The organism is Hyphomicrobiales bacterium, assembly GCA_039989895.1.
Classification (GTDB): domain Bacteria; phylum Pseudomonadota; class Alphaproteobacteria; order Rhizobiales; family JACESI01; genus JACESI01.
In genome coordinates this window covers 518,506-538,701 of record JBDXGY010000006.1, presented here as the reverse complement: position 1 = coordinate 538,701, position 20,196 = coordinate 518,506, and the positions used below count along the sequence as shown (strand labels likewise).

Sequence of the window (20,196 nt, the reverse complement as noted above, 5' to 3'; positions counted from 1 at the left end):
CCTACTTCTTCTTGCCTTCTTTACGGAAGATATATTCATCCGCATATTTGACACCCTTGCCCTTGTAAGGCTCTGGCGGACGCCAACTACGAATTTCAGAGGCAACCTGACCGACTTTTTGTTTGTCGATACCAGTAACCACGATTTCCGTTGGCTTTGGACAGGCTACTTGAATGCCATCTGGCACCTTGTAGATAACGTCATGGCTGAAACCGAGAGCAAGTTGAAGGTTTGACCCTTGCATTGCCGCACGGTAACCAACGCCGTTGATTTCGAGTTTTTTCTCGAAACCATCGGTGACGCCTGTCACGAGGTTATGGATCATGGTGCGGGACATACCCCACTTAGAGCGCGCGTCTTTTGAATTGTCGCGCGGATCGACCACGATGCCGTCATCTGTCATTTTGACCAAAACTTCGTCGTTGACCACAAAAGAGAGTTCACCCTTAGGGCCTTTAATTGCGACGTTTTGACCGTCGATGGTTGCTGTTACGTTAGACGGAACTTCAACCGGTTTTTTCCCAATACGAGACATCAGACTTCCTGCCTGTAGTTCGTTATAATTCAGTGATTAGTTTACTCTTATAGATCTATTAGAAGATCTGGCAGAGAACTTCACCACCCACATTTTCTTCACGAGCGCGTGAATCTGACATAACACCTTTCGGTGTAGACAAAATCGCTACGCCCAATCCGTTTGATACGGTCGGTATATTTTTTACCGACGCATATACACGACGGCCAGGTTTTGATATCCGCTTTATTTCACGAATAACAGGCTCACCATCGTAGTATTTCAGTTCAATTGTAATCTCGGACTTGCCTTTAGCATATTCAGCTTCTGAATAGCCGCGGATAAAGCCTTCTGATTGCAATACTTCCAAAACATTGGCACGCAGTCGAGAAGACGGCGTTACAACATTTGATTTCGTTCGCATCTGCGCGTTGCGGATACGTGTCAGCATATCGCCGAGTGGATCAGTCATGCTCATAATATGTACCCCTTACCAGCTTGATTTGACCATGCCGGGAATTTGGCCAAAGTTACCAAGTTCACGCAGCGCGATACGGGACATGCCCATTTTACGGTAATACCCACGCGGACGACCGGAAATAACGCAACGATTGCGTATACGTGTTTTCGATCCATCACGCGGCATTTCCGCGAGTTTCATGTGCAGTTTGAAACGGTCCTCAAAAGAGAGGTTTTCGTCTTTCATCTGCGCCTTAAGTTCCGCACGTTTTGCGGCATCTCTGGCCACCAATTCACGGCGGCGTTTGTTCTTTTCAATTGCGCTTTTTTTCGCCATTGTTCTAGTTCCTCAAACGTCGTCGCCTACTGGCGGAACGGAAAGTTAAATTCTGTCAGAAGCTTGCGGGCCTCATCGTCGGTACTTGCAGTAGTTGCTACCACAATATCGAAGCCCCAGTTTTGATCGATTTTATCATAATCGATTTCTGGAAACACGATGTGTTCTTTAATGCCCAAAGCATAGTTACCACGGCCATCAAAACTTTTCGGATTTAATCCGCGAAAGTCACGAACACGAGGCAGAGCAATCGTCACCAAACGGTCGATAAACTCATACATACGTGAGCCACGAAGTGTGACTTTACATCCAAGAGCCATATCTTCACGAACTTTAAAACCCGCGATAGACTTGCGTGCGTGCGTGACAACCGGTTGTTGGCCAGCGATCAGGGCAAGGTCACCGAATGCTGCTTTGACTTTCTTACTGTCACCAACGGCTTCGCCAACGCCCATGTTAAGGACCACTTTGTCTATAATCGGCACTTCCATAGCGTTCTTATATGAAAACTCTTCAATAAGCTTGCCACGGATGACATCGTCATAAAGCGTCTTTAGACGCGGTGTGTATGTTGCATCAGCCATCGATCACTTCTCCCGAACGCTTTGCAATGCGCACTTTCTTATCGCCATCAACTTTAAACCCAACGCGTGTTGGTTTTCCGTCTTTAGGATCTTCAATTGCAATATTGGACAATTGGATAGGAGCGGATTTCGATATGATACCACCCTCTACACCAGCTGATTGCTTGGTATGACGACGAACAAGATTGACGCCGTCAACAACAGCACGTCCCTCATTCGGCAACACTTGAGCAATCACGCCCTTTTTGCCTTTATCTTTTCCGGCGAGTACGATTACACGGTCGCCCTTTTTTAGCTTCGCTGCCATGGTTTTCCCTTTAGAGAACTTCTGGTGCGAGCGAGATGATCTTCATCTGGTTTTTGGTGCGCAATTCACGCGGCACCGGCCCGAAGATACGAGTCCCGATCGGCTCTGAGTTATTATTCAAAATGACGGCGGCATTGCCATCAAAGCGGATGACACTGCCATCCGGGCGGCGGATGCTTTTTGCTGTGCGTACAACAACAGCTTTACGAACATCGCCTTTCTTAACACGGCCCCGTGGAATAGCTTCTTTCACTGACACCACGATGATGTCACCGACAGAAGCATATTTACGCTTGGAGCCGCCAAGTACTTTGATGCACTGAACACGACGAGCGCCGGAGTTATCCGCGACTTCCAAGTTAGTTTGCATCTGAATCATGAGCTTACGCCTATATTTATTGAGTTAGAAGTCATTTGCATGACCTGATTTTCTATTTACTGAGCGATTGGCTACGCTCTGAAAGGACGGTCCACCGTTTCGATTTTGAAATCGGCTTACATTCCTCAATCCACACCATGTCGCCAGATTTAAACTGGTTATCGGCATCGTGCGCCTGATAGTTCTTTGAACGACGAACAACCTTCTTAAATAGCGGATGGTTAAAACGACGTTCAACTTTCACCACGATGGTCTTGTCAGTCTTGTCGGACACCACTGTGCCCTGAAGGATGCGCTTTGGCATTTTCTATCAACCTTTAAGCATTGCTCGCTGCGCGTTTTTCGGCAGCAATTGTCATAACTTTTGCGATATCACGACGAACGGCGCGAACACGCGAAGTGTTTTCTATTTGACCGGACGCCCGTTGAAAACGCAGATTAAACTGCTCTTTCTTCAGACCTAAAAGCTCGTCTTCAAGCTCATCCAGTGTTTTTGTTCTCAAATCTGCGGCTTTCATCGCATATAATCCTTTGATCGTCCCTTATAATCAGGCACTTAGTCCTGAATACGCTGTACAAAGCGCGTTTTAATCGGCAGTTTCATAGCCGCTAGACGCATTGCCTCACGAGCGATTGGCTCTGAAACACCATCAATTTCGAACATTACACGGCCAGGTTTGACACGTGCCGCCCAATAATCCGGTGAGCCTTTACCTTTACCCATACGAACCTCTGTCGGCTTTGATGACACTGGCACATCTGGAAATATACGGATCCAAACACGACCTGCACGTTTCATGTGACGTGTCATCGCACGACGAGCCGATTCAATCTGGCGCGCTGTGATACGTTCCGGCTCAAGAGCTTTCAAACCAAACGAACCAAAATTGAGGTCTGTGCCTCCTTTAGCTACGCCGTGGATTTTACCCTTGTGCATTTTACGAAACTTTGTGCGCTTTGGCTGCAGCATTGTTTCAGTTCCCTATTCATTCTTGTTCTTTAACTAGACCGGACTCGATCTTAACGAGCGTCGCGATCACGACCACCTTCACGACGACGACCACCACCTGAAGGAGGACCTTCATTATTTGCAGCTGCGCGTTTTTCAGATGCCATAGGATCATGCTCAAGGATTTCACCCTTGAAGATCCATACTTTAATTCCGATGATACCATAAGCTGTTAGGCCTTCAGCAACACCATAATCAATATCTGCTCGTAGCGTATGAAGCGGCACACGACCTTCGCGATACCATTCAATACGCGCAATCTCAGCACCGCCAAGACGACCACCCGTATTAATACGAATACCAAGGGCACCCATACGCATTGCATTTTGAACAGCACGTCTCATTGCACGACGAAATGCAATACGGCGTTCTAACTGCTGAGCAATAGATTGTGCCACAAGGTTCGCGTCTAGTTCAGGTTTACGCACTTCAACGATGTTGATGTGAACTTCTGAAGTTGTTAGCGCTGCAACTTTGCTACGAACTTTTTCGATATCGGCGCCTTTTTTGCCAATAACGATACCAGGACGGGCAGAATGAACAGTCACACGGCATTTCTTGTGTGGACGCTCGATGATAATTTTAGAAACAGCTGCCTGTTTCAATTCTTTCATCAACATAGCGCGGATCTTCATGTCTTCTTGTAGAAGATCACCATATTCGCCCTTATCCGCATACCAGCGGCTATCCCATGTGCGGTTAATGCCTAAGCGCAGACCAATCGGGTTTACTTTTTGACCCATTATGCCGCCTCCTCAACTTCACGCACGACGATTGTCAAATGCGAGAATGGTTTCAATATCCGTGCGCCACGACCACGTGCTCTTGCACGAAAACGTTTCATCACCATGGCTTTACCAACAAAGGCTTCTGCGACAACAAGATTGTCTACATCAAGCTGGTGGTTATTCTCAGCGTTGGCGATTGCGCTTTCCAATGTCTTCTTAACATCAGCCGCAATACGCTTTGACGAGAAAGTCAGGTCAGCAAGCGCTTTATCTGCTTTTTTGCCACGAATGAGCTGAGCCACGAGGTTAAGCTTTTGAGGGCTTACCCGGATCATCTTGTTCATTGCGCGCGCTTCATTGTCAGCCAAGCGACGGCCGGCTTTTGCCTTGCCCATCGTTACTTCCTCTTCGCTTTCTTATCCGCGCCGTGACCATAGTAGGTACGGGTTGGAGAGAATTCACCCAATTTGTGACCAACCATATCCTCGGAAATATTCACCGGAATATGTTTATGGCCGTTGTGGACACCAAAAGTGAGCCCCACAAACTGCGGCAAGATTGTAGAGCGTCTGCTCCACGTCTTGATAACTTCGTTACGTCCGCTTTCGCGAACCTTGTCTGCTTTTTTAAGCAGATAACCGTCCACAAAGGGACCTTTCCAAACCGAACGAGCCAACTGTCCCGTCTCCTATCGTTTGTTTTTGCGCTGATGACGTGAGCGCACAATGAATTTATCTGATACCTTGTTCGAGCGTGTCCGCTTGCCCTTGGTAGGTTTACCCCATGGCGTCACTGGATGACGACCACCGGATGTGCGACCCTCACCACCACCATGTGGGTGATCGACAGGGTTCATGGCAACACCGCGAACGGATGGACGTTTGCCCAACCAGCGGTTACGGCCAGCTTTACCCATATTCGTATTCGAATTATCCGGGTTAGACACCGCACCAATTGTTGCAAGACAAGAGCCTTGCACCAAACGTGTTTCACCTGAATTCAAGCGAATAATTGCATAGCCCTGATCGCGACCAACATATTGAACATATGTTCCAGCTGAACGTGCAATCTGCCCGCCTTTACCCGGCTTCATCTCAACGTTGTGCACAATCGTGCCAACAGGCATAGACTGAAGTGGCATCGTGTTGCCGGGCTTAATATCAGCCGACTTCGATGAAATCACTTTGTCGCCAACAGCCAAACGCTGTGGTGCCAAGATGTAAGCCAGCTCGCCATCATCATATTTGATGAGAGCGATATAAGCTGTACGATTAGGATCATATTCAATGCGCTCAACTGTTGCTGACACATCAAATTTATTCCGTTTAAAATCGACCAGTCGATAAGAACGCTTATGACCACCACCGCGACGACGCGACGTGATGCGACCCGCGTTATTACGGCCACCTGATTTTGTAAGGCCTTCGGTCAGTGTTTTGACCGGCTTGCCCTTATATAGAGCCGAACGGTCGACCAGTACCAACTGACGTTGACTTGGTGTGTTCGGTTTGAAGGTTTTTAATGCCATCTTATTTCACTCTACCCTTAAAGACCCGTCGTGACGTCAATTGTGCTGCCTTCTTGGAGCGTCACAATTGCTTTTTTAACGTCGTTTTGTTTGCCGATCATGCCACGGAAACGTTTCACTTTACCCTTACGGTTCAGTGTGTTGACTGCTTTTACTTTAACAGAGAACAATGTTTCAACTGCTTTTTTAATCTCAGGCTTTGTCGCATCAGGCGCCACGTTGAAAACAACTTGATTGTTTTCGGAAGCCATTGTCGACTTCTCTGTGATCACCGGTGAGCGGATGATATCATAGTGGCTTAAATTGCTCATTTGAACCGCTCCTCAAGTGCTTCCACTGCTGCCTTGGTCAACACAAGTGTGTCGCGGCGCAAAATGTCATAAACATTAATGCCCTGTACCGGCAGCACATCCACATTAGGAATGTTGCGGCTGGCTAGCGCAAAACCATTATCCAGCTCGCTACCGCCAATAACCAAAGCATTGGCAAGACCTAGTTTGCCGAAACTACCTTTTAACGTCTTCGTTTTTCCATCTGATTTAGCATCATCAAGAATGATCAAGCTTTCAGATTTTACTTTCGAAGAAAGTGCATGCTTCAAAGCAAGGGCACGGATCTTTTTAGGCAAACTGTGGGCATGGTCGCGGACATTTGGACCAAACGCTTTACCACCACCACGAAACTGTGGCGCTTTGCGATCGCCGTGACGTGCGCCACCAGAACCTTTTTGGCGAACAAACTTTTTGCCTGTTGCATCAAGTTCTGAGCGTGTTTTTGCTAAATGCGTGCCAGCTTGGCGTTTTGCAAGCTGGTAACGAACCATGCGTGCTAAAATATCACTGCGAGGATCAAGACCGAAAACATCATCGGAAAGTTTGACCTTACCCGCGGCTTTGCCTTCTAGAGTTTTTACTGAGAGTTCCATTATTCTGCACCCTCACTTGTAGCTTCTGCTTTATCAGCACCGACTGCGGCTTTAAATGCACCAGGCAATGGAGCATTGTCTGGACGTCCGCGTTTAACTGAATCACGAACTAAAATCCAACCACCTTTAGAACCAGGAACAGCGCCTTTAATCATGATAAGACCACGCTCAACGTCGGTTTTAACAACCTCTACGTTTTGTGTTGTCACACGTTCAGCACCCATATGACCCGCCATCCTCTTACCTTTGAAGACTTTACCGGGGTCCTGACACTGGCCAGTTGAACCATGGGCACGGTGAGAAATAGATACACCATGAGAGGCACGCATGCCGCCAAAGTTGTGTCGTTTCATCGCGCCGGCAAAACCTTTACCGATTGATGTGCCTGTTACATCCACACGCTGGCCATCAACAAAATGGTCTGCAGTAATTTCAGCGCCAACTTCAATGAGGTTGGTTGCATCAACTCTGAACTCAGCCACTTTTCTTTTAGGCTCAACTTTGGCAACGGCGAAATGTCCGCGCAATGCCTTTGGTGTATTTTTCACTTTGCGGAAACCTGAACCAAGCTGCATGGCTGTGTAGCCATTTGCTTCATCTGTACGATGAGCAACAACCTGACAAGTATCCAGCTTCAGAACGGTTACAGGAACACCTTCCCCGGCATCATTGTAGATGCGGGTCATTCCGACCTTCTGTGCAATCACTCCTGAACGCATGGCGTCCTCTTCTTTCTTCTACTAGAAACCAAAACGGTTCTAGAGTTTGATCTCTACGTCTACACCGGCTGCTAGGTCGAGCTTCATAAGCGCGTCCACTGTCTGCGGCGTTGGTTCGACAATATCTAAAAGCCTTTTGTGTGTGCGCATTTCAAACTGCTCACGGCTTTTCTTATCAATGTGTGGCGAGCGGTTCACCGTGTATTTTTCAATACGTGTAGGCAGTGGAATTGGTCCACGTACCTGTGCGCCGGTGCGCTTTGCCGTATTCACAATCTCAAGAGTCGATGCATCAAGAATGCGATGATCGAACGCCTTAAGACGGATGCGAATGTTTTGACCGTTCATAAACTTCGTCCCCAAGGGATGCGTTTCAAATGACCAACATAACCGAACGTTATGCCAGCTAGTTTGTTACAGAATTACCACACGAAACCGTGTGAAAAAGGCGCGCGACGAAAAGCCGTGCGCCCTTTAATCTATTCGATGATTTTAGCAACCACGCCAGCACCAACGGTACGGCCACCTTCGCGGATCGCGAAACGTAGACCATCTTCCATGGCGATTGGCACAATCAGTTCAACTTCAACAGATACATTGTCGCCAGGCATAACCATTTCTGTGCCAGCTGGCAGAGAAACAACACCAGTCACGTCAGTTGTACGGAAGTAAAACTGTGGACGGTAGTTGGTGAAGAATGGTGTATGACGACCACCCTCATCTTTGGTTAGGATGTAGGCTTCAGCTGTGAATTTTGTATGCGGGTTAACAGAACCAGGCTTACAAAGAACTTGACCACGTTCAACTTCTTCACGGTCAACACCACGGATCAAAGCACCAATGTTGTCGCCAGCTTCACCTTGGTCAAGCAATTTGCGGAACATTTCAACACCAGTACATGTTGTTTTTTGAGTGTCTTTGACGCCAACGATTTCAATTTCTTCGCCAACTTTAACAACACCGCGCTCAACACGACCTGTTACAACAGTACCACGACCTGAAATTGAGAACACATCCTCAATAGGCATCAGGAACGGCTGATCAATAGGACGCTCAGGAGTTGGGATATACTCATCAACAGCAGCCATAAGCTCTTTGATTTTTTCTTCGCCGATTTCAGGCTTGCTGCCATCCATTGCGGCAAGAGCAGAACCAGAAACGATCGGAATATCATCGCCAGGGAAATCGTATGAAGAAAGAAGCTCACGAACTTCCATTTCTACGAGTTCAAGAAGTTCTTCATCATCAACCTGATCAACTTTGTTCAAGAAAACAACAAGCGAAGGCACGCCAACCTGACGAGCAAGCAGAATGTGCTCACGTGTCTGAGGCATAGGGCCGTCAGCTGCTGAACAAACTAGAATTGCGCCATCCATCTGAGCAGCACCAGTGATCATGTTTTTCACATAATCGGCGTGACCTGGACAATCAACGTGCGCATAGTGACGGCCTTCAGTTTCATACTCAACGTGAGCTGTAGAAATTGTAATACCGCGGGCACGCTCTTCAGGAGCACCATCGATTTGGTCATAAGCTTGGAAATCACCAAAGTATTTAGTGATCGCAGCTGTCAATGTTGTCTTACCATGATCAACGTGGCCGATTGTGCCGATGTTGACGTGTGGTTTATTGCGTTCAAATTTTTCTTTTGCCATCAGAACTCTCCGTTCTCTCTCGATTATCTATGACCTAGCGGTCGTCTTCAGTTAGTGGCCACTAGGCCATTTTCGATTGAATCTCTTGGGCGAGTGCGGTTGGCACTTGCTCATAGTGATCAAATTGCATTGTGTAGTTTGCGCGGCCCTGAGACATAGAGCGTAGCGTATTGATATAGCCAAACATATTGGCAAGCGGCACCATTGCGTCGATGACGTTAGCATTACCGCGCACATCCTGTCCTTGAACCTGTCCACGACGGGAAGTCAGATCACCAATAACAGAACCTGTATACTCTTCAGGTGAAACAACTTCCACCTTCATAATTGGCTCAAGAAGAACCGCGCCAAGATTGTTCTTATTTTCACGGAAGCAGGCACGAGCCGCAATCTCAAAAGCAAGAACACTTGAATCAACATCGTGATATGAACCATCATAAAGAGTGGCTTTCACGCCAAGCATCGGGAAGCCAGCCACTGGACCAGCATTCATGACACTCTCAAGACCTTTTTCAACGCCTGGGATATATTCTTTAGGGACAGCACCACCAACAATCTTGCTGATGAAAGAAAACTCTTCGCTGTCTGTGTTTGGTTCAAAAATAATTTTAACGCGAGCAAACTGACCTGAACCACCTGATTGTTTCTTGTGCGTGTAATCAGCATCGAATTCACGGGTGATTGTTTCACGATATGCCACTTGAGGCGCACCGATATTTGCTTCCACGTTAAATTCACGCTTCATACGATCAACGAGGATATCGAGGTGAAGCTCACCCATACCCGCCATAATTGTCTGACCAGATTCTTCGTCCGTTTTAACGCGGAATGATGGATCTTCAGCGGCCAAGCGATTAAGGGCAATACCCATTTTCTCTTGGTCAACTTTGGTTTTCGGCTCAATCGCGATCTCAATAACCGGCTCAGGGAACTCCATACGCTCCAAAATAACCGGATTTGCTGTGTCGCATAGCGTGTCGCCTGTCGTTGTGTCCTTCAGACCAACAACAGCAACAATATCACCAGCATAGGCTTCTTTAATTTCTTCACGTTCGATTGAATGCATCAACAACATACGGCCAATGCGCTCTTTCTTTTCTTTCACTGTGTTCATCAATGTTGAACCAGCAGTCAGAACACCAGAATAAATCCGGCAGAATGTCAGCGCACCATATTGGTCATCCATCAGCTTGAAAGCGAGCATTGAAAGAGGCTCTTCATCTGAAGCGTGACGATCCAACTGTGAATCATCCTTCGGATTGATGCCTTTGATCGCCGGAATATCCAAAGGAGACGGCAAGAAATCAACAACAGCATCAAGAAGAGGCTGAACACCTTTGTTTTTGAAAGCAGAGCCACACAAAACAGGAACGAATGTATTATCAATCGTACCTTTGCGGATAAGACGACGTAGCGTTGCTCCATCAGGCTCATTACCCTCAAGATAAGCTTCCATGGCTTCTTCATCAATTTCGACAGCCATTTCGATCATTTTCTCACGAAGCTCTGTTGCTTTGTCGAGTAGATCAGCTGGAATATCGACAACATCCCAAGATGCGCCAAGGTCTTCACCCTTCCAAACAAGAGCGTTCATCTCAATGAGATCAACGACACCTTCAAGTTCGGTTTCTGCACCGATTGGAATTTGAATTGCCATACCATTTGCACCAAGACGATCATCAATCATCTCTAGGCAGCGGTAAAAATCAGCACCGGTCTTGTCCATTTTATTGACGAAGATCATGCGCGGCACTTCGTATTTGTCCGCTTGGCGCCAAACTGTTTCTGTTTGCGGCTCAACACCAGCATTGGCATCAAGAAGCGCAACAGCACCATCAAGCACGCGCAATGAGCGTTCTACTTCAATAGTGAAGTCAACGTGACCCGGTGTATCAATAATATTAAAACGGCGTTTTTGACCATCACGACCTTCCCAGAAAGTCGTTGTTGCAGCAGATGTGATCGTAATACCACGCTCCTGCTCTTGATCCATCCAGTCCATCGTTGCAGCGCCATCATGCACTTCACCGATTTTGTGGCTTTTACCTGTGTAATACAGGATACGCTCAGTTGTTGTCGTTTTACCCGCATCAATGTGAGCCATGATGCCAAAGTTACGGTAATCTTCTAATTTATATTCGCGTGCCATGGGAGTTGTTCCGAATTTCTATATTAACTACCAGCGGTAATGTGAGAATGCGCGGTTGGCCTCAGCCATGCGGTGTGTATCTTCGCGTTTTTTAACAGCCGATCCGCGACCGTTAGCAGCATCAAGAAGCTCACCCGACAAACGCTCAACCATCGTGCGCTCATTGCGACCACGAGCAGCTGAAAGCATCCAGCGGATAGCAAGAGCCTGACGACGCTCTGTACGAACTTCAACAGGAACCTGATAAGTAGCACCACCAACACGGCGTGAACGAACCTCAACCTGCGGCATGACGTTTGCTAAAGCGTCATGGAACATCTGAACTGGGTCAGACTTTGTTTTTTCTTCCATCTGGTCAAGCGCACCATAGACGATGCGTTCAGCAATCGACTTTTTACCATCGCGCATGACGGAATTCATGAATTTTGTAATCACGATATCACCGAATTTTGGATCCGGAATGACTTCGCGTTTTTCTGCTCTATGGCGACGTGACATGAGTCTCTTACCTTACTTAGGACGCTTAGCGCCGTATTTCGAACGACGCTGTCTACGGTCTTTAACGCCCTGCGTATCGAGGACACCGCGGATGATGTGATAACGAACACCAGGCAAATCTTTTACGCGGCCGCCGCGGATCATTGCTACTGAGTGCTCTTGAAGATTGTGACCCTCACCTGGGATATAACCAATAACTTCAAAACCATTCGTCAGGCGAATTTTTGCCACTTTACGAAGGGCTGAGTTTGGTTTCTTTGGTGTGGTCGTATAGACGCGAGTACACACGCCGCGCTTTTGCGGACATGCTTCCATCGCTGGAACTTTGTTACGCTTTATCGGCGCTTTGCGCGGTTTGCGGACCAACTGGTTGATCGTCGGCATATTTGCCCTTTCAGCTCTCAAACATCTTATAAACACATCTCTAAAATCAAAAAAATCAGGCGCATATGTCGCTTGGAAGCGAAATATGCGCTCAACTGATTTCAGCGAGCGCTTAACGAGCAGAGGATTTTACGAGTAAAATCATGCATCTATTGGTTTACTTCATGTATCACGAACACCGTTTAAGCTGGATATTTCACTGCAATGACTGCTGTGAAGCGACGCAACTTACCGCCTGTTCGAATGTGAGCGATTGATACTCCCATCCCTGCTAACCGTCAAGGGGGGATTTGTAATTATTTAATCTGGCCGTTTTCTGCGGTTAACGGGCGTTATTCAACAAGCTCAAAATCACTAATCATCGATCGTGTAAGCCACACACAAAAGACTCAGAAAATATGAGTGTTTTGCGATTCTTGTGGGGGTGGTAGAGAATAAGGCTTCAAATTTTAAAAGATAAATTTAAAGGCGAGCTTACGTGATGGATAATTACTTAACTGTACCCGAGATGGAAATAGAACTCTATGGGAAGGGCTTTGAAGGCGTTTGCCAACTAGGTCGAGAAAAAGATGGAGAGAAATTATCTGAACTCGTAGAAAAGCTTAGTACACCAACAGTTATAGCGCTCGATGCGCCATGGGGCGCTGGAAAAACAGTTTTTCTTAAGTGCTGGTCTGGCGCCCATAAATCAGAAAACAACGGAACTGCTGAAATCATATATTTCGATGCTTTTAAAGATGATTTTCTAGATGACCCATTGATAGGTTTGATCAGTGCAATTTCTGAACGCTTGAAAGACAATGAAGATAAAGAGAAAATATGGGAGAAGGCTAAAGCCGCCGCTTTGAAAGTAATGCCGTCGATCGCAAGAGTTGCGCTCGCAGCAGCAACATCAGGCGTAAGTGAAGTTATAGGGCCAACACTGACTGGTGCAACGAACGCTACTGCAGAAGAAATTAAAAAACTATCTGATCAATTTTGGGAACAGGAAGATGATCGGAAAGCTGCCATGACATCTTTTCGAAGCGCATTGGAAGAATTAGCAAAGGAGCAGAAACTTGTAATCATTGTCGATGAGCTAGATCGCTGTCGCCCCGATTATGCGCTTGATATGCTGGAAGTCATGAAACACTTCTTTAAGGTAGAGGGGATCCATTTCATTCTAGGAGTTAACTTAAAACAGCTCGCGAATAGTGTGAGAGCAAGATATGGAGAAGCGGTTGAAGGCGAGCGCTATCTTCAGAAGTTTATAAGCATAACAATGCCACTGGTTCCGCCCATAAGACAACACTACGGCTCAGCTCATATCCCTATACAACATTTTCGCCAAGTATCAGGGCAACTCGGTCTAACCAAGTCATGGAAATTTGGACGTCTAGAGGACTATCTTGGTTTTGTAGATCACCATTTAGGCCTTAGTCTTAGGGATGTTGAAAAAATAGCCACATTAGCCATGATCACACCAGACAATATTGTAAATTCCAAGATGGGTCGCGCTCTTCAAGCTAGCTTGTTAATCATTAAAGTGCTGGCGCCAGAGACTTTAGAAAAAGCGCGTTTGGGGCAGATGACAAGGGACGATTTATTGGCCATTTTTCAGCTTCAAAACCCACCAGAACAAGATGCTGCCGATGAAGAAAAAGTATTATTTGATGTTTGGAGCTTAATAGTTCACCCGCATGATCAAAAGATGACACCTGGTCAAAGCGATCAGGTGAATGATTACTTTCGCGGCGAAAAGCCACGCGAATATTTACGCGATCTCATCGCTAAAAGCTTAGACGTCTTTCAGTTACCAATGAAAACTAGTACCGCATCATAAATAACTAAATTTTATTGAGGTAGTTCTTCGATCAGAAGTAAGGAAAAATACACAGAGAGTAGCCTTTCGAATTCCCCACCCCCCAAAACAAAAACGCGGACCCGGGGGACCGCGCATTTAATTTCATAACAATAAGCCCTGCCCTATTTGGCGGGGTTGGTTTTGTCGTTGGCCAATGTCAAATCACCCGCACCTGCTTGTAGTGTATTGATGAGGCTTTGATGTGAAGTCTTGGCGAGAGAACCGCTATATCCGAAACGTCATGCCTTCGTCCTGTTCATTTTCTGCAACAAGTGAGAAGGAATAAAGCCTGAGAACCATATCTTGTGAAAGCACGATAATTGGATGACCATCCCCACTGCTATTTGTGTGCATGCATGATTATTACGCAGCAAATCAGGCTCGAAACTAAAATTTACCTAAACTTAAGCGAATCTCGACAAATGTATTGGATCTAATCTCATATCAATATGGTGGAACATATGACCAAACCTCAAAATACTGTCCTAGACGCCGTCGCGCAAAAAGAAACGCAATCAATGGCAGACATCTTGCCTCGCGTGGTCAAGGAACATGGCAAATCTTTGGGTGGTCAGTTAAAAGAGCTCGCTAGCTTAAGCATACGAAACAACAAACTTCTGGCTAATGAATATTATGACTTTTGCCTGTTCGATGACAAACGTTTCACCAAGCAGCAAAAAAAAGAATTCGTAGGTATAAACAAGTCAACTGATATTTGGAAAAAATTTGCTTCTATCAATCCATGGGCACAGTTGATTGAAAGCAAAATTGGCTTTGAAGTAATGATGAAAGGTATTGGGCTGAAAACGACAAATACCATTGCGGTTATCTCTGCCCAAAACCCACTCAAAGTTACAAAGAACCTGAAAAGCACTGAAGAACTGCATGCGTTTTTCTCTGCGGCAAAATTTCCTTTGTTTGGTAAGCCATCCAACTCTTTGAAAAGCCTTGGGGCAGTTGCATTCAAGTCCTATGACAAAGACAAGCAAGAGATCACAACTGTAAATGGAGAGCGCTTTTCACTAGAAGATATGTGGAAGAGCATTCATGATAATTTCAAGAGTGACTATCTGATACAAGAGTACATCACGCCGCATCCATTTTTGAAGAACATCAGCGCATCTGGTTTATCTACTATTCGAATAGCTACTCTTGATCAGGGTAATGGCCCAGAAGTTTACCGGGCAAGCATGAAAATTAGCGGCAAGAATAACATGGCTGATAACTTCTGGAGAGATGGTAATCTGCTAGCTGCTGTAGATTGCGAAACAGGCAAGCTTCACGCTGGACTAGACAAATCTGGAATTGACGGGTCGTTTCATGACACTCACCCTGAAACTGGCGTTCAGATTAAGGGTGAGATTATCCCGCATTGGGATGAAGCGAAGGAAGCCGTATTATATGCAGCAAAATTCTTCGAAAACTCCATACTAATTGGTTTCGATGTCACTATAACAAAAGATGGTCCTCTTATCGTTGAGGCGAACAACAGCCCTGATTTAGGTATACTTCAAGTTGCACATGGCAAAGGTCTTCTTGATGATCAAATGCTCGGAGCAATAGAACATGCAGAACAGCTCTATACCAACAACATACAGACTAACAAAAAAATATATAAAACAGGCAAGACACAGCCACAGCTTGGTCTCAAACAGTCTCTCAACAAGAAAGTGGCCTAACTAACACTGAATTTAAAGCCCAATTAATTTCAATGGCTTGCCCTATTAGTTGGGATTTTAATATCTATATTTTGGTGTGTATTACAGCCACCAAAACAAAAACGCGGGCTCTAAAGCCCGCGTTTTTAATTCTGCTATGAAGAACCCTGCCCTATTCAGCAGGTTCTGCTTCCGGCGCATCACCTTCACGCATATCTGCCAGCATGGTTTCTGACTCACCCAGACCAGACATTTTGCGCTGTTCTTCGATGATGAGATCATCTCTGCGGCCTGCGACCTGACGCAAACCTGCCATAGAACCGCCTGTACCAGCTGGAATGAGGCGACCCACGATGACATTCTCTTTGAGACCGTCGAGCGTATCGATTTTACCAGCCACAGCTGCTTCAGTAAGCACACGGGTTGTTTCCTGGAAGGAAGCAGCCGAGATGAACGAACGTGTTTGCAGCGATGCTTTAGTAATCCCAAGAAGAACAGGGTTACCTGTCGCAGGTGTGCGAGCCTCATCGATGAGTTTCGCATTCGCCGCATCCAGTTCGGTGCGGTCAACTTGCTCATCTTTCAAATAATCACTATCACCTGGATCGGTAATTTCGATTTTTTGAAGCATCTGACGAACGATCGTCTCAATGTGCTTATCGTTGATTGTCACACCCTGCAGACGATAGACCTCTTGAATCTCATTCACGAGATATGAAGCCAGCGCCTCAACGCCCTTAATTGCAAGGATGTCATGTGGAGCTGGATTACCATCAAGAATGTACTCACCCTTCTCGATTGCATCGCCTTCTTGAAGGTGGAACGGTTTACCTTTTGGAATGAGGTATTCCGAGTTTTCAGCTCCCTCTTCGTGCGGCTCAATCACAATGCGGCGCTTGTTTTTATAGTCACGACCGAATTTAATCGTGCCATCAATTTCAGCGATCACAGCGCAATCTTTTGGACGGCGTGCTTCAAACAGTTCAGCCACCCGTGGCAAGCCACCGGTAATATCTTTCGTTTTTGCACTTTCCAGTGGAATACGCGCAAGAACGTCACCAGCATGAACTTTAGCACCAAGATCAACAGACAGAATTGAATCCACTGAAAGCATATAGCGGGCATCTGACCCACGGCTCAGTTGTTCGATTGTGCCATCTTCTTTATGGATGACAATCGCTGGTTTCAAATCGCCATTGCGAGCGTTTGAACGCCAATCGGTTACAACACGTTTGGTGATACCTGTGCTTTCATCTGTGGTCTCAGAGACAGAAGCTCCGTCAACCAAATCTTCAAAGCCGATAACACCGGATACTTCTGTAACGACTGGTCGTGTATATGGATCCCATTCAGCCATACGTTGGCCGGCTTTGATCTTATCACCATCATCAACGAAGATGCGGGCACCATAGTTGACCTTGTGCGTGGCGCGTTCTGTACCGTCTGTATCAACCACGATGATTGACATGTTCCGGCCCATAACAATGAGCTTGTCTTCAGAATCGCGAACCACATTACGGTTTTTGATTTTGATGGTGCCTTCATAGTTTGATTCAAGGAACGAACTATCAACAACCTGCGCTGTACCACCAACGTGGAACGTACGCATGGTAAGCTGAGTACCTGGCTCACCGATTGATTGCGCTGCGATCACGCCAACGGCCTCACCCATGTTCACGGCAGTGCCGCGCGCAAGGTCACGACCATAACAGGTCGCACAGACGCCGATTTTGGTTTCGCAAGTCAGCACAGAACGAATGCGGATTGTTTGAACGTTTGCGGCTTCAATCGCCACAACATCATCCTCATCAATACAAATGCCTTCTGCAACGATCACATCACCCGTTGTTGGGTGCAAAACCGGATCAGCGGTAAAGCGACCAAGAACCCGACTACCGATTGTCGCTACAACCTGACCGCTATCCACGATCGGCTGCATTGTTAGACCAGCCGTTGTACCACAATCAATCTCGTTAATGATGCAATCTTGCGCAACATCAACAAGACGGCGTGTTAGATAACCGGAGTTGGCTGTTTTCAGCGCGGTATCCGCAAGACCCTTACGGGCACCGTGAGTGGAGTTGAAGTATTCCATCACGGTCAGACCCTCTTTAAAGTTAGAGGTAATCGGTGTTTCAATAATCGAACCATCTGGTTTCGCCATCAAACCACGCATACCAGCAAGCTGACGCATCTGTTTAGGTGAACCACGCGCACCGGAGTGAGCCATCATATAGACCGAGTTCATTGGCAATTGACGCCCTGATTCCTCGTCGAATTTAACGGCTTTAATTTCGCCCATCATTTCGTCAGCGATCTTGTCAGTACATTTCGCCCAAGCATCAACAACCTTGTTGTATTTTTCGCCCTGCGTGATGAGACCGTCTTGATATTGCTGCTCGAATTCTGAGGCGAGCGATTCAGTGCTATCCACCATTGTGTATTTCGAGTCTGGAATAACCATGTCATCCATACCGAACGAAATACCTGCCGTACAAGCATTGCTGAAACCAAGTGACATGATCTGGTCACAGAAAATCACCGTGTCTTTTTGACCGCAATGACGATAAACCTGATCAATCATGTTCGAGATGTCTTTCTTAGTCATCTCCTGGTTGACAATACTAAATGGAATATTTGCATTCTTCGGCAAATGACTACCAAGGATCATACGACCTGGCGTTGTGTCGAAGATTTCTGAAGTCGGCTTACCTTCTGCATCAACGGACTTGAAACGACCGCGAATTTTGGTGTGCAATGTCACAACATTGTTGTCGAGCGCATGGTGTATCTCACCCATATCAGAAAACGCCATGCCTTCGCCTGGCTCATTTTCTGCAATGATTGAGAGGTAATAAAGGCCGAGAACCATATCTTGTGACGGCACGATAATCGGATGACCATTCGCTGGGTGCAGAATGTTATTGGTAGACATCATCAACACACGGGCTTCCAACTGTGCTTCCAATGAAAGCGGCACGTGGACGGCCATTTGGTCACCATCGAAGTCGGCGTTAAAGGCAGAACAAACAAGCGGATGCAGGTTGATCGCTTTACCTTCAATCAAGACCGGTTCAAAGGCTTGAATACCCAAACGGTGAAGCGTTGGCGCACGGTTCAAGAGAACTGGGTGTTCGCGAATAACCTCATCCAGAATATCCCAAACTTCCGGCTTTTCTTTCTCAACCAGTTTCTTCGCCTGTTTGACAGTAGAAGAATAGCCCTTCGCATCAAGGCGCGAATAGATGAATGGCTTGAAGAGTTCAAGCGCCATTTTCTTCGGCAAACCACATTGGTGCAATTTCAACTCAGGACCTGTCACAATCACGGAACGGCCTGAGTAGTCAACGCGTTTACCGAGCAAGTTTTGACGGAAACGGCCCTGCTTGCCTTTCAGCATATCGGAAAGTGATTTCAGCGGACGCTTGTTCGCGCCTGTAATCACACGACCACGACGACCATTATCGAACAGCGCATCAACAGCTTCTTGCAACATGCGTTTTTCGTTACGAATAATGATATCTGGAGCGCGCAGTTCAATCAGACGCTTCAGTCGGTTGTTCCGGTTGATCACACGACGATAAAGGTCGTTGAGATCGGATGTGGCAAAGCGACCACCATCCAATGGAACCAATGGGCGTAGGTCTGGTGGTATTACAGGGACAATGTCCATGATCATCCACTCAGGGCGGTTACCTGATTCAAGGAACGCTTCGACCACTTTAAGACGTTTAGCCAATTTCTTAGGCTTCAACTCAGTGGTTGATTCTGCAATTTCCTGACGTAGATCAACAGCGAGTTGCTCAAGATCAAGACCAGCCAGAATTTCCTTGATCGCTTCAGCACCGATCATGGCGGTGAATGAATCCACACCATATTCGTCTTGGGCAACCATGTATTCTTCTTCGGAAAGAAGCTGGAATTCCTTCATCGGTGTGAGACCTGGCTCTGTCACGACGAAGCTCTCAAAATAAAGAACGCGCTCAAGACCTTTTAGCGTCATATCAAGCAGCTGACCGATGCGCGATGGCAATGACTTCAAAAACCAGATGTGAGCAACTGGTGCGGCAAGGTCGATATGACCCATGCGTTCACGACGAACGCGTTGCAAAGTGACTTCAACACCACATTTCTCACAGATGACGCCTTTGTATTTCATGCGCTTATATTTTCCGCACAGACACTCATAGTCTTTTACGGGGCCGAAAATACGCGCGCAAAACAAGCCATCTTTTTCTGGCTTGAAAGTACGATAGTTGATGGTTTCAGGTTTTTTGATCTCACCGAAAGACCATGAACGGATTTTTTCCGGACTGGCTATTGTGATTTTGATCTGATCAAAAGTCTGAGCAGGTGCATGTGGACTGAAGACGTGTGCAAGATCCTGATTCATTGCTTCTTCCTTCTGGGCTTGGCCCTTTTTGGAAATATCGCGCCTTCCTTATCAGAGTCGCGGTTATTTCCGTAAACACGGGGGTCAGGCAACAACTATTTGTCGCCTGACAGTGGTGCGCTGTTAC

At 46.6% G+C, this 20,196-nt stretch carries 24 protein-coding genes; 2 read left to right on the top strand and 22 right to left on the bottom strand.

What is annotated here, in order from left to right; translation table 11 throughout:
* Position 1 precedes the first annotated feature (1 nt).
* The 21 genes from rplF to rpsL form a co-directional block, all read right to left on the bottom strand.
* A complete protein-coding gene (gene rplF, locus ABJ081_09090; GenBank protein ID MEP6356826.1) occupies positions 2 to 535 on the bottom strand; it encodes a 50S ribosomal protein L6 in 534 nt (177 codons plus the stop codon).
* A gap of 58 nt (positions 536 to 593) precedes the next feature.
* Positions 594 to 992, bottom strand: coding sequence for a 30S ribosomal protein S8 (gene rpsH / locus ABJ081_09085; GenBank protein ID MEP6356825.1), 399 nt, complete (start codon positions 990 to 992; stop codon positions 594 to 596).
* Between the two features lie 12 nt (positions 993 to 1,004).
* Complete coding sequence (gene rpsN, locus ABJ081_09080) at positions 1,005 to 1,310, bottom strand: 30S ribosomal protein S14 (protein MEP6356824.1); 306 nt, start codon at positions 1,308 to 1,310, stop codon at positions 1,005 to 1,007.
* Positions 1,311 to 1,336: 26 nt separating this feature from the next.
* Positions 1,337 to 1,894, bottom strand: coding sequence for a 50S ribosomal protein L5 (rplE, locus tag ABJ081_09075; protein MEP6356823.1), 558 nt, complete (start codon positions 1,892 to 1,894; stop codon positions 1,337 to 1,339).
* Positions 1,887 to 2,201: a 50S ribosomal protein L24 gene (rplX, locus tag ABJ081_09070; protein MEP6356822.1), complete on the bottom strand. Its 315-nt coding sequence runs from the start codon at positions 2,199 to 2,201 to the stop codon at positions 1,887 to 1,889. The genes rplE and rplX overlap by 8 nt, the downstream gene beginning before the upstream one ends.
* Before the next feature lie 10 nt (positions 2,202 to 2,211).
* Positions 2,212 to 2,580 (bottom strand): 50S ribosomal protein L14, encoded by a 369-nt coding sequence (gene rplN, locus ABJ081_09065; protein ID MEP6356821.1) that lies wholly within the window; start codon positions 2,578 to 2,580, stop codon positions 2,212 to 2,214.
* A gap of 52 nt (positions 2,581 to 2,632) precedes the next feature.
* The gene (gene rpsQ, locus ABJ081_09060; protein ID MEP6356820.1) at positions 2,633 to 2,884 is read right to left on the bottom strand and encodes a 30S ribosomal protein S17; all 252 of its coding nucleotides are present in this window, start codon (positions 2,882 to 2,884) and stop codon (positions 2,633 to 2,635) included.
* Between the two features lie 13 nt (positions 2,885 to 2,897).
* Positions 2,898 to 3,098, bottom strand: a complete 201-nt coding sequence (rpmC, locus tag ABJ081_09055; protein ID MEP6356819.1) for a 50S ribosomal protein L29 — start codon at positions 3,096 to 3,098, stop codon at positions 2,898 to 2,900.
* 38 nt (positions 3,099 to 3,136) lie between these two features.
* Positions 3,137 to 3,550, bottom strand: coding sequence for a 50S ribosomal protein L16 (gene rplP, locus ABJ081_09050; GenBank protein ID MEP6356818.1), 414 nt, complete (start codon positions 3,548 to 3,550; stop codon positions 3,137 to 3,139).
* A 50-nt stretch (positions 3,551 to 3,600) separates the two neighbouring features.
* A complete protein-coding gene (gene rpsC, locus ABJ081_09045) occupies positions 3,601 to 4,332 on the bottom strand; it encodes a 30S ribosomal protein S3 (protein MEP6356817.1) in 732 nt (243 codons plus the stop codon).
* On the bottom strand, positions 4,332 to 4,712 hold the full coding sequence (gene rplV / locus ABJ081_09040; protein ID MEP6356816.1) for a 50S ribosomal protein L22: 381 nt from the start codon (positions 4,710 to 4,712) through the stop codon (positions 4,332 to 4,334). The genes rpsC and rplV overlap by 1 nt, the downstream gene beginning before the upstream one ends.
* Before the next feature lie 2 nt (positions 4,713 to 4,714).
* Complete coding sequence (gene rpsS / locus ABJ081_09035; protein MEP6356815.1) at positions 4,715 to 4,993, bottom strand: 30S ribosomal protein S19; 279 nt, start codon at positions 4,991 to 4,993, stop codon at positions 4,715 to 4,717.
* 12 nt (positions 4,994 to 5,005) lie between these two features.
* Entirely contained in the window at positions 5,006 to 5,845 is an 840-nt protein-coding gene (gene rplB / locus ABJ081_09030; protein MEP6356814.1) for a 50S ribosomal protein L2, read from the bottom strand.
* Positions 5,846 to 5,862: 17 nt separating this feature from the next.
* Positions 5,863 to 6,156 (bottom strand): 50S ribosomal protein L23, encoded by a 294-nt coding sequence (locus ABJ081_09025; GenBank protein MEP6356813.1) that lies wholly within the window; start codon positions 6,154 to 6,156, stop codon positions 5,863 to 5,865.
* Positions 6,153 to 6,770, bottom strand: a complete 618-nt coding sequence (gene rplD / locus ABJ081_09020) for a 50S ribosomal protein L4 (GenBank protein MEP6356812.1) — start codon at positions 6,768 to 6,770, stop codon at positions 6,153 to 6,155. The genes ABJ081_09025 and rplD overlap by 4 nt, the downstream gene beginning before the upstream one ends.
* Entirely contained in the window at positions 6,770 to 7,489 is a 720-nt protein-coding gene (gene rplC / locus ABJ081_09015; protein MEP6356811.1) for a 50S ribosomal protein L3, read from the bottom strand. The genes rplD and rplC overlap by 1 nt, the downstream gene beginning before the upstream one ends.
* 39 nt (positions 7,490 to 7,528) lie before the next feature.
* Positions 7,529 to 7,837 carry a 30S ribosomal protein S10 gene (gene rpsJ, locus ABJ081_09010; GenBank protein ID MEP6356810.1) on the bottom strand — a complete coding sequence of 103 codons (309 nt, stop codon included), beginning with the start codon at positions 7,835 to 7,837 and terminating at the stop codon, positions 7,529 to 7,531.
* Between the two features lie 131 nt (positions 7,838 to 7,968).
* Entirely contained in the window at positions 7,969 to 9,144 is a 1,176-nt protein-coding gene (gene tuf / locus ABJ081_09005) for an elongation factor Tu (GenBank protein MEP6356809.1), read from the bottom strand.
* Between the two features lie 61 nt (positions 9,145 to 9,205).
* Positions 9,206 to 11,293, bottom strand: a complete 2,088-nt coding sequence (gene fusA, locus ABJ081_09000; GenBank protein ID MEP6356808.1) for an elongation factor G — start codon at positions 11,291 to 11,293, stop codon at positions 9,206 to 9,208.
* 27 nt (positions 11,294 to 11,320) lie between these two features.
* The gene (gene rpsG / locus ABJ081_08995) at positions 11,321 to 11,791 is read right to left on the bottom strand and encodes a 30S ribosomal protein S7 (GenBank protein MEP6356807.1); all 471 of its coding nucleotides are present in this window, start codon (positions 11,789 to 11,791) and stop codon (positions 11,321 to 11,323) included.
* Between the two features lie 12 nt (positions 11,792 to 11,803).
* Positions 11,804 to 12,175: a 30S ribosomal protein S12 gene (gene rpsL / locus ABJ081_08990; protein MEP6356806.1), complete on the bottom strand. Its 372-nt coding sequence runs from the start codon at positions 12,173 to 12,175 to the stop codon at positions 11,804 to 11,806.
* 481 nt (positions 12,176 to 12,656) lie between these two features.
* On the opposite strand from rpsL, the gene ABJ081_08985 reads away from it, so the two are divergent.
* Complete coding sequence (locus ABJ081_08985; GenBank protein MEP6356805.1) at positions 12,657 to 13,997, top strand: P-loop NTPase fold protein; 1,341 nt, start codon at positions 12,657 to 12,659, stop codon at positions 13,995 to 13,997.
* 482 nt (positions 13,998 to 14,479) lie between these two features.
* Entirely contained in the window at positions 14,480 to 15,697 is a 1,218-nt protein-coding gene (locus ABJ081_08980; protein MEP6356804.1) for a sugar-transfer associated ATP-grasp domain-containing protein, read from the top strand.
* A gap of 151 nt (positions 15,698 to 15,848) precedes the next feature.
* Here ABJ081_08980 and rpoC read toward each other — a convergent pair whose 3' ends face one another.
* The gene (rpoC, locus tag ABJ081_08975; GenBank protein ID MEP6356803.1) at positions 15,849 to 20,069 is read right to left on the bottom strand and encodes a DNA-directed RNA polymerase subunit beta'; all 4,221 of its coding nucleotides are present in this window, start codon (positions 20,067 to 20,069) and stop codon (positions 15,849 to 15,851) included.
* Between the last annotated feature and the right edge of the window lie 127 nt (positions 20,070 to 20,196).

What these genes read in the sequence shown, in the direction of transcription:
- rplF (MEP6356826.1), bottom strand. Translation starts at nt 535, where the DNA reads ATGTCTCGTATTGGGAAAAAACCGGTTGAAGTTCCGTCTAACGTAACA.
- rpsH (MEP6356825.1), bottom strand. Translation starts at nt 992, where the DNA reads ATGAGCATGACTGATCCACTCGGCGATATGCTGACACGTATCCGCAAC.
- rpsN (MEP6356824.1), bottom strand. Translation starts at nt 1,310, where the DNA reads ATGGCGAAAAAAAGCGCAATTGAAAAGAACAAACGCCGCCGTGAATTG.
- rplE (MEP6356823.1), bottom strand. Translation starts at nt 1,894, where the DNA reads ATGGCTGATGCAACATACACACCGCGTCTAAAGACGCTTTATGACGAT.
- rplX (MEP6356822.1), bottom strand. Translation starts at nt 2,201, where the DNA reads ATGGCAGCGAAGCTAAAAAAGGGCGACCGTGTAATCGTACTCGCCGGA.
- rplN (MEP6356821.1), bottom strand. Translation starts at nt 2,580, where the DNA reads ATGATTCAGATGCAAACTAACTTGGAAGTCGCGGATAACTCCGGCGCT.
- rpsQ (MEP6356820.1), bottom strand. Translation starts at nt 2,884, where the DNA reads ATGCCAAAGCGCATCCTTCAGGGCACAGTGGTGTCCGACAAGACTGAC.
- rpmC (MEP6356819.1), bottom strand. Translation starts at nt 3,098, where the DNA reads ATGAAAGCCGCAGATTTGAGAACAAAAACACTGGATGAGCTTGAAGAC.
- rplP (MEP6356818.1), bottom strand. Translation starts at nt 3,550, where the DNA reads ATGCTGCAGCCAAAGCGCACAAAGTTTCGTAAAATGCACAAGGGTAAA.
- rpsC (MEP6356817.1), bottom strand. Translation starts at nt 4,332, where the DNA reads ATGGGTCAAAAAGTAAACCCGATTGGTCTGCGCTTAGGCATTAACCGC.
- rplV (MEP6356816.1), bottom strand. Translation starts at nt 4,712, where the DNA reads ATGGGCAAGGCAAAAGCCGGCCGTCGCTTGGCTGACAATGAAGCGCGC.
- rplB (MEP6356814.1), bottom strand. Translation starts at nt 5,845, where the DNA reads ATGGCATTAAAAACCTTCAAACCGAACACACCAAGTCAACGTCAGTTG.
- ABJ081_09025 (MEP6356813.1), bottom strand. Translation starts at nt 6,156, where the DNA reads ATGAGCAATTTAAGCCACTATGATATCATCCGCTCACCGGTGATCACA.
- rplD (MEP6356812.1), bottom strand. Translation starts at nt 6,770, where the DNA reads ATGGAACTCTCAGTAAAAACTCTAGAAGGCAAAGCCGCGGGTAAGGTC.
- rplC (MEP6356811.1), bottom strand. Translation starts at nt 7,489, where the DNA reads ATGCGTTCAGGAGTGATTGCACAGAAGGTCGGAATGACCCGCATCTAC.
- rpsJ (MEP6356810.1), bottom strand. Translation starts at nt 7,837, where the DNA reads ATGAACGGTCAAAACATTCGCATCCGTCTTAAGGCGTTCGATCATCGC.
- tuf (MEP6356809.1), bottom strand. Translation starts at nt 9,144, where the DNA reads ATGGCAAAAGAAAAATTTGAACGCAATAAACCACACGTCAACATCGGC.
- fusA (MEP6356808.1), bottom strand. Translation starts at nt 11,293, where the DNA reads ATGGCACGCGAATATAAATTAGAAGATTACCGTAACTTTGGCATCATG.
- rpsG (MEP6356807.1), bottom strand. Translation starts at nt 11,791, where the DNA reads ATGTCACGTCGCCATAGAGCAGAAAAACGCGAAGTCATTCCGGATCCA.
- rpsL (MEP6356806.1), bottom strand. Translation starts at nt 12,175, where the DNA reads ATGCCGACGATCAACCAGTTGGTCCGCAAACCGCGCAAAGCGCCGATA.
- ABJ081_08985 (MEP6356805.1), top strand. Translation starts at nt 12,657, where the DNA reads ATGGATAATTACTTAACTGTACCCGAGATGGAAATAGAACTCTATGGG.
- ABJ081_08980 (MEP6356804.1), top strand. Translation starts at nt 14,480, where the DNA reads ATGACCAAACCTCAAAATACTGTCCTAGACGCCGTCGCGCAAAAAGAA.
- rpoC (MEP6356803.1), bottom strand. Translation starts at nt 20,069, where the DNA reads ATGAATCAGGATCTTGCACACGTCTTCAGTCCACATGCACCTGCTCAG.